This is a genomic window from Enterococcus sp. ZJ1622, assembly GCF_011038845.1.
In the GTDB taxonomy this organism is placed as follows: Bacteria; Bacillota; Bacilli; order Lactobacillales; family Enterococcaceae; genus Enterococcus_B.
In genome coordinates this window covers 1-2,719 of the sequence record NZ_JAAKDW010000036.1, presented here as the reverse complement: position 1 = coordinate 2,719, position 2,719 = coordinate 1, and the positions used below count along the sequence as shown (strand labels likewise).

Annotated in this window: 2 protein-coding genes and 1 pseudogene; all 3 read right to left on the bottom strand. The window is 32.1% G+C overall.

What is annotated here, in order from left to right; translation table 11 throughout:
* Positions 1–147: 147 nt before the first annotated feature.
* The gene (gene istB, locus G7Y42_RS14740; RefSeq protein ID WP_165007663.1) at positions 148–828 is read right to left on the bottom strand and encodes an IS21-like element helper ATPase IstB; all 681 of its coding nucleotides are present in this window, start codon (positions 826–828) and stop codon (positions 148–150) included.
* A gap of 12 nt (positions 829–840) precedes the next feature.
* A complete protein-coding gene (gene istA / locus G7Y42_RS14735; protein ID WP_165007660.1) occupies positions 841–2,067 on the bottom strand; it encodes an IS21 family transposase in 1,227 nt (408 codons plus the stop codon).
* Positions 2,068–2,567: 500 nt separating this feature from the next.
* A pseudogene (locus G7Y42_RS14730) lies at positions 2,568–2,719 on the bottom strand (IS5/IS1182 family transposase); the annotation flags it as partial.

Genomic DNA, 2,719 nt, shown 5'->3' with positions numbered 1-2,719 from the left:
GAAGAGTTCTTTGATAGAATGAGAGATGGACATACAAAAACTTCCTTTCAGATTGATGCTTTAGACGACTCTATTCTATCGGAATTTTTGTATGTCTGTTTGTTTTTTTACAAAAAAATCTAGGACCAACAGAAAATTCTATCAGTCCTAGAAATTATAGAGCCGAATAATCTTAGCGTGGTGCACTAATCGATCGATTAGTGCATTTGTTAATTTTTTATCTTGAAAGGTTTCAGCCCATTGAGACAAAGGAATATTCGTGGTAATAATGGTCGATTTTTTTTCATAACGAAGATTAATTAATTGAAAGAACAACTTTGCCCCATCAGGAGTAAAAGGTAAATAACCAATTTCATCAATAATTAATAAATCGTAAGAAGCATATTTTTTTAACAATCGATCTAAATTTCCACGTTGATTTGCACGATTTAGTCGATTGACTAATTCATTGCTTATGGCTGCTAGTGTAATGGGAATAGCTAAGTGAGTTTTTCCCACTCCGCTATTCCCAATAAACAATATATTATTGTTTGTATCCATAAAGCGTAAGGTACACAAAGCTAAAATCTCTGTGCGATTAATTTTGGGTTGGAAGCCGAAATCAAAATCATTCATTGTTTTTTTAAACGGTAAATTCGCTTTTCTTAAACGATTTTCTTTTTGTCTTTCATTTCGTGAGTGGATCTCTTCCGTCATTAAATGATTTAAAGCTTCTACAAAACTAAGATTTTCTTGAACAATCGTATCAAGATATTCTGGTAAAGTTTCTCTCGTATGTTTTAAATTCAAATCTTCTAATTTGTTTAGTAAATGATAGTAATTAGACATAATGATTCACCTCTATAATTCGTCATACGCTTGTAAATTTTCATCAACAAAGCGTTCTAATTCTTCGTCTTCTAAATGTTTAAAAACGTCAGAACGAAAAATCTCTATATAGTCATTCCGATGATAATTAAATAATTGATGAGTAATTGTATGTGTACGAACAAGAGTAGAATCATCGTAAATATAAAGCTTATCTTCTTTCACACATAGCGTAAGAATTTTCCCAATGTAATTGATGGGTACATAATATTTATTTTGATTCCATTGGACCATCGCTTCGTTAGATACTTTTCGTTTAATTTGTTTTTCAACAGAAGAATAGATTTTAAGTTGATTGGCATCAAAAGAAGATAATTGTTCTTTCTCGTATGACCAACGGTCACTAGGACATTCATGAATCGCTTGAGAAATTTCTTCAGTATTCAATGAATCCATTATAGTTTGAACAATTTCAAATAATTCCTGAGTTGTTTCAAATTCATAATTAAATACACGAATTCGTTCTATTGTGCGCGCAAGAGCTTCAACTTTTCCTTTTGTTTGAGGTCGAAATGCACGACAAGCAATCGGAATAAACCCAGCTTCTTTTGCATATTGTCGAAATCGTTCATTAAAAACAACTTTAGCAAATTGACTACGGCTACGGTCAACAACAGTTTTCATATTATCAAACCATATTTCTGTAGGGACACCGCCGGTGTATTGAAACGCATTAGTTAAGCAACGGAACAAAGTAATTTGAGAACGATCAAAAGTTAATTCTAAGTATTTAATTCTTGAATACCCTAAAACATAAAGAAAGATATTACAAGGAACAACTTCGCCAAATTTATTGCCCAATTTAAGATCTTCTTTCCAATCTACTTGAGCAGATAAACCAGGAGTTGTTTCTACAGGAATCGTTGCTTTTTGTATTTTATCTGCTTTGATATTTCGACAATATTTTCTTAAGGTACGTGTACTACCACGATAGCCACGTTTAGAAATAAAGTGATAAATAGCAGAAGAAGAACAACCTAAAGCTAATTTATCAGCAATAATGTCTTCAAAATCACTAACCAAAGTTTTTTTATTTTTATTTTTTTGAGCAAGCAAAGGTAATTTATTGCTTATTCCAGCTTCATAATAACGTTTTACCGTACGGTAATCACAATTATATTGTTTAGCTAAAGCAGCATAATTAGGTTTTGTATGAGTCATAATGAAAGGTAACACTCCTTCATAGATATCTTTTCTCAATACACTTTCCTCCTTGAATAAAATAACACAAGGAAAGCGTACCAAATGACGCACAAACCTACATTTTTATTTGGCCATTTACAGTGTATATTTTAGATATGTTATAATAATGGAGTAGAAAAGTGAAAAGATGGTGGCAATCCATTCTAGGAGGTGGTGCTTATGTATGTAAGTATCAAATCTAAGGAAAGGAGAGCTTGAGTTGTCAGTGTTTGAGGCTCTACAGCTAATGATCGCTTTTGCGATGTTAGTTTTAGCTATCAAAAACGACAATAATAAAAAATAAACCATCTAATTTTCACTTTGGCAAGTAGTTAGATGGTTCAAAACATTTAATAAAAGCCACCGTCTTTTTAACGGTTCTACAAAGGGGCTATGTTCGTGCATAGCTCCTTTTTCTTATCTTCAGTATAGCAAAGTAATGTGAAAGTTGCAAATATGTTGAAGAAATATACATAGTTTGTAAATGTACATAATAGTATACCAGTATACTGGTATACTCAGACTGTAGACAAAAAGGAGTGGCTTAATTGCCAACTCCTTTTTGGTAGTCTTTGTAGAAATTTGAAATAAAAAGCCATAGGCTTTTTTGTTTTCCATAGCCATGTGGCTAGTTTTTTTAAATTCATGGCAGCAAACGTAAGCATCGTGT

Coding starts and splice junctions, on each gene's coding strand:
- istB (WP_165007663.1), bottom strand. CDS start 828: ATGTCTAATTACTATCATTTACTAAACAAATTAGAAGATTTGAATTTA.